The sequence below is a fragment of the Pseudomonas sp. BBP2017 genome, assembly GCF_003024385.1.
GTDB lineage: Bacteria > Pseudomonadota > Gammaproteobacteria > Pseudomonadales > Pseudomonadaceae > Aquipseudomonas.
The window spans coordinates 82,897-96,026 of the sequence record NZ_PVZN01000013.1 but is presented as its reverse complement, the minus strand read 5'-3'; the positions used below and the strand labels follow the sequence as shown (position 1 = coordinate 96,026).

Here is a 13,130-nt window from a genome sequence, read left to right as displayed (position 1 = left end):
CCATCGCGCACCAGAAACCGAATTTAAGGAACCACTGATAATGGCTATCGAGATCAAAGCCCCTACTTTCCCGGAATCGGTTGCCGATGGCACCGTTGCCACCTGGCACAAGCAGCCGGGCGAAGCCGTCAAGCGTGACGAGCTGATCGTCGACATCGAGACCGACAAAGTCGTTCTGGAAGTACTGGCTACCGCCGACGGCGTACTGGGCGCTATCGTCAAAGGCGAGGGCGAAACCGTCCTCTCCGACGAAGTTCTGGGCTCGATCGAAGAAGGTGGCGTTGCCGCCGTAGCGCCTGTCGCTGCCGCCGCTCCGGCTGCCGCTGTTGCCCCTGCCGCTGCTGGCGACGAAGACGCCATCGGCGCTCCAGCTGCTCGCAAGCTGGCCGAAGAGAACGGCATCGCGCTGAACAGCATCAAGGGCACCGGCAAAGACGGTCGTATCACCAAGGAAGACGTTGTAGCTGCCATCGAAGCGAAGAAATCCGCTCCGGCTGCCGCTCCAGCTGCCAAGCCTGCCGCTGCTGCGCCGATCGTTGCTACTGGCGATCGTACCGAGAAGCGCGTGCCGATGACCCGTGTGCGTGCAACCGTGGCCAAGCGCCTGGTTGAAGCACAGTCGAACATGGCCATGCTGACCACCTTCAACGAAGTCGACATGACCGAAGTCATGGCGCTGCGTTCGAAGTACAAGGACCTGTTCGAGAAGACCCACAACGGCGTACGCCTGGGCTTCATGTCGTTCTTCGTCAAGGCTGCTACCGAAGCACTGAAGCGCTTCCCGGCTGTCAACGCTTCGATCGACGGTTCCGACATCGTTTACCACGGTTATGCGGACATCGGCGTTGCCGTATCCAGCGACCGCGGCCTGGTGGTACCGGTTCTGCGTAACGCCGAGCTGATGAGCCTGGCTGAAATCGAGAACGGCATCGCTACCTTCGGCAAAAAAGCACGTGACGGCAAACTGTCGATCGACGAAATGACCGGCGGTACTTTCACCATCACCAACGGTGGTACCTTCGGTTCGATGATGTCGACGCCGATCGTCAACCCGCCGCAGGCCGCTATCCTGGGCATGCACAACATCATCCAGCGTCCTATGGCCGTCAATGGTCAGGTCGTGATCCGTCCGATGATGTACCTGGCACTGTCCTATGATCACCGCCTGATCGACGGTAAAGAAGCCGTGACCTTCCTGGTGACCATCAAGAACCTGCTGGAAGACCCGGCTCGTCTGCTGCTGGACATCTAAAACGCAGCCGCGAGCGGCAAGCGGCGGGCCCCTGAGGGCTACGCTGCTTGCCGCTTGAGGCTTGCCGCTTGAAGCTAAAAGGAATCTTTTATGACCCAGAAATTCGACGTGGTAGTGATTGGCGCAGGTCCTGGCGGCTACGTAGCTGCTATCAAGGCCGCGCAACTCGGTCTGAGCACCGCCTGTATCGAGAAGTACACTGACGGCGAAGGCAAACTGGCCCTCGGCGGTACCTGCCTGAACGTGGGTTGCATTCCGTCCAAGGCGCTGCTGGACAGCTCCTGGAAGTACAAGGAAGCCAAAGAGAGCTTCAACGTCCACGGTATCTCCACCGGCGAAGTCAAAATGGACGTCGCGGCGATGGTTGGCCGCAAGGCTGGCATCGTCAAGAACCTGACCGGCGGCGTAGCCACTCTGTTCAAGGCCAACGGCGTTACTTCGATCCAGGGCCACGGCAAACTGCTGGCCGGCAAGAAAGTCGAAGTCACCAAGGCTGACGGCACCACCGAAATCATCGAAGCCGAAAACGTGATCCTGGCTTCCGGCTCGCGTCCGATCGACATTCCGCCGGCTCCGGTCGACCAGAACGTCATCGTCGACTCCACCGGTGCCCTGGAATTCCAGGCCGTACCTAAGCGCCTGGGCGTTATCGGTGCTGGCGTTATCGGTCTGGAGCTGGGTTCGGTCTGGGCTCGTCTGGGCGCAGAAGTTACCGTTCTGGAAGCGTTGGACACCTTCCTGATGGCGGCTGACACTGCCGTCTCCAAGGAAGCCCTGAAGACCCTGACCAAGCAAGGTCTGGACATCAAGCTGGGCGCTCGCGTCACCGGTTCCAAGGTCAACGGCGCTGAAGTCGAAGTGACCTACACCGATGCCAATGGTGAACAGAAGATCACCTTCGACAAGCTGATCGTTGCCGTCGGCCGTCGTCCAGTGACTACCGATCTGCTGGCTGCCGACAGCGGCGTGACCATCGACGAACGTGGTTTCATCTTCGTTGATGACCATTGCGCGACCAGCGTACCGGGCGTTTACGCCATCGGTGACGTGGTGCGTGGCATGATGCTGGCGCACAAGGCCTCGGAAGAGGGCATCATGGTTGTCGAGCGCATCAAGGGCCACAAAGCCCAGATGAACTACGACCTGATCCCGTCGGTTATCTACACTCACCCGGAAATCGCGTGGGTCGGTAAAACCGAACAAACCTTGAAGGCTGAAGGCGTTGAGGTTAACGTGGGCACCTTCCCGTTCGCGGCCAGCGGCCGTGCGATGGCTGCCAACGACACCGGTGGTTTCGTCAAGGTCATCGCCGATGCCAAGACCGACCGCGTTCTGGGTGTACACGTGATTGGCCCATCGGCTGCCGAATTGGTGCAGCAGGGTGCAATCGCAATGGAATTCGGCACCAGCGCCGAAGACCTGGGCATGATGGTTTTCTCCCATCCGACCCTGTCCGAAGCGCTGCATGAAGCCGCGCTGGCTGTGAATGGCGGTGCCATTCACGTAGCCAACCGTAAGAAGCGTTAAACAATAAGAAACCACGGCGGGTGGCCCGTCGTGAGTCTTGCGTGCATGGCTCACCGCGGAAAGTCCGCCGGACTCGAACCCCCGGAGCATACCGGGGGCAAGTGGTCACAGGTGGCGCGGCACTCCAAAAGAGCGCAGCGCCGAAGCGCAGTACCTAACGAAGACGGTAAAAAGCATGAATCTTCACGAGTATCAGGGTAAGCAGCTGTTCGCTGAATACGGCCTGCCAGTTTCCAAGGGTTTCGCAGTCGACACCCCAGAAGCTGCCGCAGAAGCCTGCGAAAAGATCGGTGGCACCGAGTGGGTTGTCAAAGCCCAGGTTCACGCCGGTGGTCGCGGTAAAGCGGGCGGCGTCAAGCTGGTTCGCAGCAAAGAAGACGCCAAGGCGTTCGCTGCGCAGTGGTTGGGCAAGCGTCTGGTGACTTACCAGACTGATGCCAACGGTCAGCCAGTGACCAAGATCCTGGTCGAATCCTGCACTGACATCGCCAAAGAGCTGTACCTGGGCGCTGTAGTCGACCGTTCGAGCCGTCGTATCGTGTTCATGGCCTCCACCGAAGGTGGCGTGGACATCGAGAAAGTCGCTCACGACACTCCTGAGAAGATCATCAAGGCTACTATCGATCCTCTGGTTGGCGCTCAGCCATTCCAAGGTCGTGAACTGGCGTTCCAGCTGGGTCTGGAAGGCAAGCAAGTTGCACAGTTCGCCAAGATTTTCGTCGGCCTGGCCAAGCTGTTCAAAGAACACGACCTGGCCCTGCTGGAAGTAAACCCGCTGGTCATCAAGGCCGACGGCGACCTGCACTGCCTCGATGCCAAGATCAACATCGACGCTAACGCCATGTACCGTCAGCCTAAGCTGAAAACCTTCCACGACCCGTCGCAAGACGATCCTCGTGAAGCCCACGCTGCCAGCTTCGAGCTGAACTACGTGGCGCTGGAAGGTAACATCGGCTGCATGGTCAACGGTGCTGGCCTGGCCATGGGTACCATGGACATCGTCAACCTGCACGGCGGCAAGCCAGCCAACTTCCTCGACGTAGGTGGTGGTGCTACCAAAGAGCGCGTTACCGAAGCCTTCAAGATCATCCTGTCCGACAGCAATGTCGCGGCCGTTCTGGTCAACATCTTCGGCGGCATCGTTCGCTGCGACATGATTGCCGAAGGCATCATCGGTGCGGTGAAAGAAGTCGGCGTGAAAGTACCGGTTGTTGTTCGCCTGGAAGGTAACAACGCTGAACTGGGTGCTAAAGTACTGGCAGAAAGCGGTTTGAACATCATTGCGGCAACCAGCCTGACCGACGCTGCTCAACAAGTTGTCAAAGCTGCGGAGGGCAAGTAATGAGCGTCCTGATCAATAAAGACACCAAAGTCATCTGCCAGGGCTTCACCGGCTCGCAAGGTACTTTCCACTCCGAACAAGCCATCGCCTACGGCACCAAGATGGTTGGCGGTGTGACTCCGGGCAAAGGCGGCACCACCCACCTGGGGCTGCCAGTGTTCAACACCGTTAAAGAAGCCGTTGCGGCTACCGGTGCTGACGCTTCGGTCATCTACGTTCCGGCTCCTTTCTGCAAAGACTCGATCCTGGAAGCGGCTTTCGGCGGTATCAAGCTGATCGTCTGCATCACCGAAGGCATTCCTACCCTGGACATGCTCGATGCCAAGGTCAAGTGCGACGAGCTGGGTGTTACCCTGATCGGCCCTAACTGCCCAGGTGTCATCACTCCGGGCGAGTGCAAGATCGGCATCATGCCAGGTCACATCCACTTGCCAGGCAAGGTCGGTATCGTTTCGCGTTCCGGCACCCTGACCTACGAAGCGGTCAAGCAGACCACTGACGCCGGTTTCGGTCAGTCCACCTGCGTTGGTATCGGTGGTGACCCGATCCCTGGCTCGAACTTCATCGACATCCTGAAGCTGTTCCAGGAAGACCCGAAGACTGAAGCGATCGTCATGATCGGTGAGATCGGCGGTTCGGCTGAAGAAGAAGCGGCTGCCTACATCAAGGCAAACGTGACCAAGCCTGTGGTTTCCTACATCGCTGGTGTTACCGCTCCTGCGGGCAAGCGTATGGGTCACGCCGGTGCAATCATCTCCGGCGGCAAAGGCACTGCAGACGAGAAATTCGCTGCACTGCAAGACGCCGGTGTGAAAACCGTGCGTTCGCTGGCAGACATCGGCAAGGCCCTGGCCGAGCTGACTGGCTGGGAAGTGAAGAAGTAAGCTACGGCTGAACCTTCGCTCCAGACGCAAAGGCCACCTTCGGGTGGCCTTTGTGCTTTTTGGGGGTGCACCAGGTGACGCCTGGATTGCTGTCATCAAGGCGACAAACCCATGCGCTCATCGGACACCTTGACTGGCAGCGGTGCGCTGTTGGTGCAACTTGGTTACACTGTGCGCACTTTCGTGTCGGTACCCCAAAAGGGCACAGGCATGCTTTAAAGGGCTTGTCTCATCCGGACGGGCTACATATTTCCCTCACCCAAGGGGAAATCCCTCTCTAAATCCCGATTTCAGAAGTGTGGTATTTCCTTAATGAAAGTGTTGAAAGGCCAGGACATCCTGGCGCTTGGTTTTATGACGTTCGCGTTGTTCGTCGGTGCGGGCAATATCATCTTCCCGCCTATCGTCGGTCTGCAGTCCGGTCCGCATGTGTGGATGGCGGCGTTAGGCTTTCTGATCACTGCAGTTGGCCTGCCGGTCATCACGGTTATCGCCCTGGCCAAAGTTGGCGGTGGCATGGACGCGCTGAGCAGCCCTATCGGTAAGGTGGCTGGTGGTTTGCTTGCAGCGGTCTGCTACCTGTCGGTCGGTCCGCTGTTCGCTACCCCGCGCACCGCTACGGTGTCGTTTGAAGTGGGCCTGGCGCCGCTGACCGGCGAAAGCCCGGCGGCGCTGTTCATCTACAGCCTGGTGTACTTCCTGGTGGTGCTGGCCGTGTCCATGTACCCGGGCAAGCTGCTCGATACCGTCGGTCGCTTCCTGGCACCGCTGAAGATTATCGCCCTGGCCGCTCTGGGTATTGCCGCGTTCATGCTGCCTGCCGGTACCAGTGGTGAGGCAATGCCTGCCTATGAGGCGTCAGCATTTTCCCAGGGCTTTATCAATGGCTACCTGACCATGGATACCCTCGGCGCGCTGGTGTTCGGTATCGTTATCGTCAATGCCATTCGTTCCCGTGGTGTCGAGTCGCCGAGGCTGATTACCCGTTACGCCATTATCGCCGGCCTGATCGCCGGTGTCGGCCTGGCGCTGGTGTACATCAGCCTGTTCCGCCTGGGTGCGAGCAGCCATGAAATTGCCGCTGGCGCTACCAACGGTGCAGCGGTTTTGCATGCTTATGTGCAGCACACCTTCGGCTCTCTGGGCAGCGGCTTCCTCGCCGTGCTGATCGCATTGGCCTGCCTGGTAACGGCTGTGGGTTTGACCTGCGCCTGCGCCGAGTACTTCAGCCAGGTGTTGCCGTTGTCCTACCGCACCCTGGTGGTGATTCTGTGCGGATTCTCGCTGCTGATCTCCAACCTGGGTCTGACCAAGCTGATCATGTTCTCGATCCCGGTACTGACGGCTATCTACCCGCCGTGCATCGTGGTGGTGGGGTTGAGCTTCTGCAAAGAGCTGTGGAACTCCCAGGCACGCATCCTGGCTCCGGTGATGCTGGTATCGCTGCTGTTTGGCATGGTTGATGCCCTCAAGGGCACCAGTCTGGCTCACTTGCTGCCAGATGCTCTGGCGCACCTGCCGTTGAGCGATCAAGGCTTGGCCTGGCTGGTCCCTTCGGTGGCGACCCTGGCGGTAGCGGTGGTTTGTGACCGTATGCTGGGCAAACCGCGCGAAGCGCTTGCCTGAGAATAAGCCGAAGCCTGACGTCGGCCACAAGCCATAGCGCGTCGGGCAGGGCGGATTCCAAGCCCCGTATCCGTAAGGATGCGGGGCTTTTTCAATTTTTGCTCGAGGACGTGTCTTTTTCTTCGGCTAAGCGTCGAAATCCGGTCAATGCGCTTTACTGTGCACGAAACTCTTTACCGGGAGCTTGCATGAGCTTTATTCAAAGTAATCTCAATCACTTGCTGGCGGCCTGTTGGTTTGTTGTCTGCTGGGGCGGCTATACCCGCTATGCCACCTGGAAGGGGCGTGATACCGCGTGCCTGGCCAGCGTGCTGCACCTATACCGCGAAGACTGGATGCGCCGCATGCTGATGCGTGACAACCGTATCGCCGATGCCAGCGTGATCGCCAACCTTGAGCGCAACGCCTCGTTCTTCGCCTCCAGTACCCTGATCATCCTTGCCGGTATCCTTACTGTGCTCGGCGCTTCAGATCGCGCGGTGTCGCTGCTGGCGGACCTGCCGCTGGTCCAGCAGGCGACCCAGGGCATGTCGGAAATCAAACTGCTGTGCCTGGCCACAGTGTTTGTCTATGCCTTTTTCACCTTCAGCTGGTGCATGCGCCAATACAACTTCGCTGCTGTGCTAGTGGGTTCGGCGCCGATGATCGGTGAGCGGCATGTCACAGAGATGGAGCGCAAAGCGTTCGCCCAGCGTGCCGCTCGGGTTATCTCAATGGCCGCCAATCAGTTCAACTTTGGCTTGCGCTCCTATTATTTCGGCATGGCCATGCTCAGTTGGTTCATCAGCCCCTGGTTGTTCATGCTAATGAGTGCCGGGGTTGTTCTGGTACTGTATCGGCGCGAGTTTCACTCCGATGTCCTGGAGGTGATGGTATATACCCCGACCGAAGCGCCAGCGGCGGACGCGAGCAAAGAGACTGTCGTTAACTGAAGCGTTAAAGCAAGGTTGGCCAGGTATAAAAAAACCCGACAATAGTCGGGTTTTTTCATTCCAGGGTGCTTGCTTACTTGGCAGGCTCGGCTGGAGTGGTTTCTGGCGCTGGGGTAGCCGGAGCAGCAGGAGCGGCTTCTTCAGCGGCTTTCTGTTGCGCTTCAGCACTGTCTTTGGCTGCTTCAGCGTTTTCTTTTGCGGCCTCGTTCACTTTATCCTGAGCTTCGTCCATCTTCTGCTGGGCGTTCTCGGTTTGTTGCGCAGCATCCTGAGCCTTGTCTTCGTTGGCTTTATCGCAAGCAGCGAGACCCAGGGCGGCGGCCAGCATTACGGCAAAAGCAAAAGGTTTACGCATGGGGTGTTTCTCCTTGGGGAAATAAGTTACTTGTTCCTTTGAGCTCAAGTAACGGATAGAAGTTCCACTTACTTTACAGATATATAAGTGCTGGATCTATATAGACTTTTTTCTAGGCTTGTGCATCGTCTGAACAACCACAAGGGCCTTAGTGATATGAGCGAGACTGCATTGATGGCCATGGCAGAGCGATTTCTCTCTGCCTTGCGTCATTGCCAGGTATTACAGATGCGTGTGCAGCATGCCGATGCTCAGGGAATGACCCTGTTGCTACCGTATTCGACGAAGATCGTCGGTAACCCCCAGACCGGCGCCATTCACGGTGGCGCGTTGACCACCCTGATGGACACCACCTGCGGCATGGCCACGCTCTGCGCATTGCCTGAGTTCGAAGTCTGCCCGACCCTCGATCTGCGCATCGACTATATGCACCCGGCCAAAGCCGGTCTGGACATCTACGGCCACGCTCACTGCTACCGGGTCACCCGCGATGTGATCTTTACCCGCGGTATGGCCTATCAGGACGATCCCGAGCAGCCGATTGCGCAAGTGGTGGGCACGTTCATGCGCTTGGGCAAGGGGGTGAAGGGTGGGTTGAATTTCGCTAACGCGCTGAAGGGCGGTGCCCAATGATACCTCCCGAGGTGCATCAGCAATTACGCCAGGCCCATGCACAAGGCAACTACCAGCCGCTGTTGCAGCTGATTCCCTATGCGGGGTTGATCGGTATCCAGTGCAGCCGTCAGGGCGATGATCTACTGTTCTGTTTGCCGGCCAATAAGGACAACATCGGCAATCCGTTGCTGCCGGCTATCCATGGTGGCGTGATTGCCGGATTCATGGAGCTGTCGGCGGCCCTGTATCTGCTGATTTTCACCGAGAGTGCGACAATTCCGAAGATCATCGATTTTTCCATCGATTATCTGCGTGCCGGCCATTTTCGCGACACCTATGCTCGTTGCCAGCTCTGGCGCCAGGGGCGACGGGTAACCAACGTGGCGATTACCGCCTGGCAGGGCAACCAGGACGAGCCCATCGCCACCGCACGTGCGCATTTCAAGATCGAAGAAATGACTGCGCCCTTGAAATAGCTTCTCGCGCCCCCATCTGCATGACATCCCGCCGTGAAAGCAGGCCCGGGCCGCTGTGTCCGCCTGCCGAGCGACAACTGCCATCAGATTGGAGTGTTGAAGACCATGAGTGTGGAAACTCAAAAAGAAACCCTGGGCTTCCAGACCGAGGTGAAGCAGCTGCTGCACCTCATGATCCATTCCTTGTATTCGAACAAGGAAATCTTCCTTCGCGAACTGATTTCCAACGCCTCCGACGCCGTCGACAAACTGCGTTTCGAAGCGCTGGCCAAGCCTGAGCTGCTCGAAGGCGGCGCCGAGCTGAAAATTCGCGTCAGCTTCGACAAAGACGCCAACACCGTCACCCTCGAAGATAACGGCATCGGCATGAGCCGCGAGGATGTGATTACCCACCTGGGCACCATCGCCAAGTCCGGCACCGCCGACTTCATGAAGAACCTGACCGGTGACCAGAAGAAAGATTCGCACCTGATTGGTCAGTTCGGCGTGGGCTTCTACTCGGCCTTCATCGTTGCCGACAAGGTTGATGTATTCAGCCGCCGTGCCGGTCAGCCTGCCGCCGAAGGCGTGCACTGGTCGTCCAAAGGCGAGGGCGAGTTTGAAGTTGCCACCATCGACAAGGCCGAGCGCGGTACGCGTATCGTCCTGCACCTGAAAAAGGGTGAGGAAGAGTTCGCTGACGGCTGGCGCCTGCGTAACATCATCAAGAAGTACTCCGACCACATCGCCCTGCCGATCGAGCTGCCAAAGCAGGTCGAAGCCGCTGAAGGCGAAGAGAAGCCGGCCGAAGAATGGGAAACCGTCAACCGCGCCAGCGCCTTGTGGACCCGTCCGCGTACCGAGATCAAGGACGAGGAATACCAGGAGTTCTACAAGCACATCGGTCACGACTTCGAAAACCCGCTGGCCTGGAGCCACAACAAGGTTGAAGGCAAGCTTGAGTACAACTCGCTGCTGTATGTGCCTGCACGTGCGCCGTTTGACCTGTACCAGCGTGAAGCACCTCGCGGCCTGAAGCTCTACGTTCAGCGCGTGTTCGTCATGGACCAGGCCGAGTCGTTCCTGCCACTGTACTTGCGCTTCATCAAGGGCGTGGTTGATTCCAACGACCTGTCGCTGAACGTTTCGCGGGAAATCCTGCAGAAAGATCCGATCATTGATTCGATGAAATCGGCGCTGACCAAGCGCGTACTGGACATGCTCGAGAAGCTGGCCAAGAACGAGCCTGAACAGTACAAGGGCTTCTGGAAAAATTTCGGTCAGGTGATGAAAGAAGGCCCGGCCGAAGACTTCGCCAACAAGGAGAAAATTGCAGGCCTGCTGCGCTTTGCCTCCACCAGCGACGACAGCGGCGAGCAGAGCGTTGCCCTGGCCGACTACCTGGCGCGGGCCAAGGAAGGTCAGGACAAGATCTATTTCCTCACCGGCGAATCCTATGCGCAGGTCAAGAACAGCCCGCACCTGGAAGTCTTCCGCAAGAAAGGCATCGAAGTGCTGCTGCTGACCGACCGTATCGACGAGTGGCTGATGAGCTACCTGAGCGAATTCGACGGCAAGCACTTCGTCGACGTCGCCCGTGGCGATCTGGACCTGGGCAAGCTGGACTCCGAAGAGGACAAGAAGGCCCAGGAAGAAGTCGCCAAGGAAAAAGAAGGGCTGGTTGAGCGCCTGAAAGCGGCCCTGGGCGAAAACGTCAGCGAAGTGCGGGTCTCGCACCGCCTGACCGATTCGCCAGCGATCCTGGCCATTGGTGAGCAGGACCTCGGCCTGCAGATGCGCCAGATCCTCGAGGCCAGTGGGCAGAAGGTACCGGATTCCAAGCCGATCTTCGAATTCAACCCTGGCCATCCGTTGATCGAGAAACTGGACAACGAGCAGAGCGAAGACCGTTTCGCCGACTTCTCGCACATCCTCTTCGATCAGGCCGCCCTGGCGGCAGGTGACAGCTTGAAGGACCCGGCGGCCTACGTTCGTCGCCTGAACAAGCTGCTGGTCGAATTGTCGGCTTAAGTAGACTCAGCAAAGCCCGCTTCGGCGGGCTTTTTTCATGGTGCAAGGAGGAGTGCATGAGCAAGGTTACCGTCGAATCGCTGGTCTATCATGTTGCCGGCAAAGCCTATGAGAGCCGCTTGTTTTATACCCATGACGCCAAGCCGCAGCCTGGTTTGCTGATGGCGCCGAACTGGATGGGGGTCGGCGAAGGCGCCGAGCGGATTGCCCGCGACGTTGCCGCCCAGGGGTATGTGGTGCTGCTCGCCGATATCTACGGGCAGACCCTGCGGCCGTCGAACATGGATGAAGCAGGTGCGGCGATGATGCCGCTTAAAAATGACCGCGTCGAACTGCGTAAACGCATGAAAGCGGCGCTGGACCAGTTGCTGGGGCAATCGAAGGCGGTGCTGGAGCCAGGCAAACTGGCGACCTTCGGCTTCTGTTTTGGCGGTTGCTGTGCACTTGAGCTGGCCCGTGAGGATGATCGTCTGCAGGCTGCGGTGTCCTTTCACGGGACCCTCGATACGCCATTGCCGGCGCAGGGAGGCAAGGTCAAGGCATCGATGCTGGTATTGCACGGTGCGGCTGACCCGTTTGTGCCCAAGGAACAATTGCCAGCCTTCGAGGCTGAGATGGACGCAGCCAAGGTCGATTGGCAATTGATCAGCTACGGTGGTGCGGTGCACTCGTTCACCGATACCGCCGCGAACATGCCGGGCAAGATGAAGTACGACGCCAAAACCTCCAGGCGCGCGTTCCGGGCGATGTTCAATTTGCTGGGTGAAGTGTTCCAGCGCTGAATTGCTCCTCGTTGCAGGAGCCGATTCACCGGTCCGGCGTCCCGGTGAATCCCCACAGCTTTCTACTTAGGCAACTCGATCCGCTCGCTTTCCCCCGGCACCGTCGGCCAGTCTCCAGCAGCCCAACGCACCCGGGCCCGCTCGATCAGCGCCGGATCACTGGCCACGAAGTTCCAATTCATCCGCCGTGGCCCGTCCAGTACTGCGCCGCCGAACAGCACCAGCCGGCTCTCACTGTCGGCATACAAACTCATTTCCTCGCCTTCAGGTAGTACCACAAGGCTCTGGGGTTCGACGGCTTCATCGTTGAGGCTCATCTCACCGTCCAGCACATACAGCGCACGTTCGGCATGCTCATCGGGGATGGTCAGGGTTGTCGCAGCCTGCATCTGCACCAAGGCATAGAGGGTCGGCGACAGCACCGGCACCGGGGATACCAGGCAGAAGCCGCTACCGGCAATCATACGGATGTTCACACCCAGGTTATCGCTGACCGGCAGGGTTGCAGCCGGGTAGTGGCTGTAATGGCCGGGTCCCTGTTCCTTGTCTTTGGGGGAAGCCAGCCAGACCTGCAGGCCATGCAGGCGTGAGCCCTTTTCCAGCAGATCAGCCGGGGTGCGTTCGACATGGGCAATGGCGCTACCCGCCGTCATCCAGCTGACATCTCCAGCCTTGACCCGTTGATCCGATCCGAGGCTGTCCTTGTGCAGGATCTCGCCTTCGAACAGGTAGGTGAGGGTGGACAGGCCGATGTGTGGGTGCTGACGAATGTTTACGCCATTACCGGCGGTGTAATCGGTTTCGAGCATGTGATCGAAGAACACGAACGGTCCGACACTGCGGCATTGTGCCGACGGTAGTGGGCGCAGGATCGGTTGACCCTCGACAGACTCGACGCGAGGGCGGATGACCAGGGGATTGCTCACGGCGGGCTCCAGAGCGGGGATGATGAGCTTGAGCATAACCTGTTACAGGCAGCGCCTGAACTGCGCTGCGGTTTGACCGGTCTACCCTGTATTCATCGACCTGTCCTGAAGCGTCCTGCAGCCTTGTCTGTTGGGCGAGCAGGGCGAGCCCAGGGCTGCGTGGCTGGCGCTGGTCAAACGCTTCCCGGAGCGCTTCATGCTCGGTTCTGATGTGGTCGGACGGTTCGACAGCCTGGGTGAGCAGTTGCACGGCTTCGATCCTTTCCTCGATGCCTTGCCGGCGGATGTGGCGCAGAAGGTTGCGCGGGATGATTTTCTCGCGGTACTGGCGAAGCGGCGCTAGGGACGCCGCTGTCGGTTGTGTAGTTGTCATCAGTCTGTCATGCCGGCGTCATAGCCTGCC

The 13,130-nt window shown here is 58.8% G+C and carries 12 protein-coding genes and 1 pseudogene; 11 read left to right on the top strand and 2 right to left on the bottom strand.

From position 1 onward, the window contains the following. Nucleotides 1–40 precede the first annotated feature (40 nt). From odhB to C6382_RS16550, 6 genes are all read left to right on the top strand, one after another. On the top strand, nt 41–1,252 hold the full coding sequence (gene odhB, locus C6382_RS16575; RefSeq protein ID WP_107025470.1) for a 2-oxoglutarate dehydrogenase complex dihydrolipoyllysine-residue succinyltransferase: 1,212 nt from the start codon (nt 41–43) through the stop codon (nt 1,250–1,252). Nucleotides 1,253–1,342: 90 nt separating this feature from the next. After that, on the top strand, nt 1,343–2,779 hold the full coding sequence (lpdA, locus tag C6382_RS16570; RefSeq protein ID WP_107025469.1) for a dihydrolipoyl dehydrogenase: 1,437 nt from the start codon (nt 1,343–1,345) through the stop codon (nt 2,777–2,779). A gap of 175 nt (nt 2,780–2,954) precedes the next feature. Then, a complete protein-coding gene (gene sucC / locus C6382_RS16565; protein WP_038613110.1) occupies nt 2,955–4,121 on the top strand; it encodes an ADP-forming succinate--CoA ligase subunit beta in 1,167 nt (388 codons plus the stop codon). Further along, the gene (gene sucD, locus C6382_RS16560; RefSeq protein ID WP_038613108.1) at nt 4,121–5,005 is read left to right on the top strand and encodes a succinate--CoA ligase subunit alpha; all 885 of its coding nucleotides are present in this window, start codon (nt 4,121–4,123) and stop codon (nt 5,003–5,005) included. The genes sucC and sucD overlap by 1 nt, the downstream gene beginning before the upstream one ends. A gap of 312 nt (nt 5,006–5,317) precedes the next feature. Next, on the top strand, nt 5,318–6,631 hold the full coding sequence (brnQ, locus tag C6382_RS16555) for a branched-chain amino acid transport system II carrier protein (RefSeq protein ID WP_107025468.1): 1,314 nt from the start codon (nt 5,318–5,320) through the stop codon (nt 6,629–6,631). A gap of 188 nt (nt 6,632–6,819) precedes the next feature. Continuing rightward, the gene (locus C6382_RS16550; RefSeq protein WP_107025467.1) at nt 6,820–7,563 is read left to right on the top strand and encodes a DUF599 domain-containing protein; all 744 of its coding nucleotides are present in this window, start codon (nt 6,820–6,822) and stop codon (nt 7,561–7,563) included. Between the two features lie 73 nt (nt 7,564–7,636). On the opposite strand, the gene C6382_RS16545 is transcribed toward C6382_RS16550, so the two are convergent. Continuing rightward, the gene (locus tag C6382_RS16545) at nt 7,637–7,918 is read right to left on the bottom strand and encodes a hypothetical protein (RefSeq protein ID WP_107025466.1); all 282 of its coding nucleotides are present in this window, start codon (nt 7,916–7,918) and stop codon (nt 7,637–7,639) included. 156 nt (nt 7,919–8,074) lie between these two features. Here C6382_RS16545 and C6382_RS16540 point away from each other — a divergent pair, with 156 nt between their 5' ends. The 4 genes from C6382_RS16540 to C6382_RS16525 all read left to right on the top strand — a co-directional run bounded on the left by C6382_RS16540 (nt 8,075) and on the right by C6382_RS16525 (nt 11,801). Then, complete coding sequence (locus C6382_RS16540) at nt 8,075–8,551, top strand: PaaI family thioesterase (protein ID WP_107025465.1); 477 nt, start codon at nt 8,075–8,077, stop codon at nt 8,549–8,551. After that, on the top strand, nt 8,548–9,009 hold the full coding sequence (locus C6382_RS16535) for a PaaI family thioesterase (protein WP_107025464.1): 462 nt from the start codon (nt 8,548–8,550) through the stop codon (nt 9,007–9,009). Before C6382_RS16540 ends, C6382_RS16535 begins: the two co-directional genes overlap by 4 nt. 105 nt (nt 9,010–9,114) lie before the next feature. Beyond that, the gene (htpG, locus tag C6382_RS16530; RefSeq protein ID WP_107025513.1) at nt 9,115–11,019 is read left to right on the top strand and encodes a molecular chaperone HtpG; all 1,905 of its coding nucleotides are present in this window, start codon (nt 9,115–9,117) and stop codon (nt 11,017–11,019) included. Between the two features lie 56 nt (nt 11,020–11,075). Continuing rightward, nucleotides 11,076–11,801 (top strand): dienelactone hydrolase family protein, encoded by a 726-nt coding sequence (locus tag C6382_RS16525; RefSeq protein WP_107025463.1) that lies wholly within the window; start codon nt 11,076–11,078, stop codon nt 11,799–11,801. Between the two features lie 62 nt (nt 11,802–11,863). Here C6382_RS16525 and C6382_RS16520 read toward each other — a convergent pair whose 3' ends face one another. Beyond that, complete coding sequence (locus C6382_RS16520) at nt 11,864–12,727, bottom strand: pirin family protein (protein WP_178082792.1); 864 nt, start codon at nt 12,725–12,727, stop codon at nt 11,864–11,866. 109 nt (nt 12,728–12,836) lie between these two features. Here C6382_RS16520 and C6382_RS16515 point away from each other — a divergent pair. Further along, nucleotides 12,837–13,070: pseudogene (locus C6382_RS16515) on the top strand (amidohydrolase); the annotation flags it as partial. Nucleotides 13,071–13,130: the final 60 nt, after the last annotated feature.